The 559-nt window shown below is 29.0% G+C and carries 1 protein-coding gene; it reads right to left on the bottom strand.

The window, feature by feature from the left end:
- The coding region (dhaM, locus tag EZH24_RS13285; RefSeq protein ID WP_272897910.1) for a dihydroxyacetone kinase phosphoryl donor subunit DhaM at positions 1-457 on the bottom strand (457 nt) is incomplete at its 3' end.
- Positions 458-559: the final 102 nt, after the last annotated feature.

Below are 559 nucleotides of genomic sequence, written 5' to 3'. Positions count from 1 at the left end.
TCTCATATTTTTCATTTATATTATTTTGATTATTTTGTAAATCTTTTTCATATTCCACATACGATTTTTTACCCGATAAACTTTCTAAAGATTCAAGAATAATATCGTTTATATTTTTATTTAAAGACGCCTGTATAGAAGCTATTACGCCTCCTTCCACAAAAGGAGCGGAAGTTATTTTTACATTTTGTTGTTTATTTTCATCGAGCATTGATATTGACAGTTGCGAACTTATTAAAGCGCTTCCCATATCGCAGAAGATTATTACTCCGTCTTCGCTATAAATCTCCTCTATCGCGTTTAAAATATCTATAGGGTCCGTTCCAAATTCTTTTTTATCCGCTCCTACTCCTCCGCAGAAAGCTATAGAAGTTTTAGATTTTGTTATTTCTTTTATATATTTACTCGTAGCTTTTGCAAGTTCATTGCTATGGGAAACAAATATTAAACTTACCATAATAATCCCTTAATAAACGATATATTAAAATAATTGAATTAAAATTTATAAAATAGATAATAAATTTTTTATCATCATATACATAGAAGTAGCTCCGGGGTC

Origin of the sequence: Brachyspira catarrhinii (assembly GCF_005518285.1) — a bacterium.
GTDB classification, from domain to species: Bacteria; Spirochaetota; Brachyspiria; order Brachyspirales; family Brachyspiraceae; genus Brachyspira; species Brachyspira catarrhinii.
This window is presented reverse-complemented; position numbering and strand designations above follow the sequence as displayed.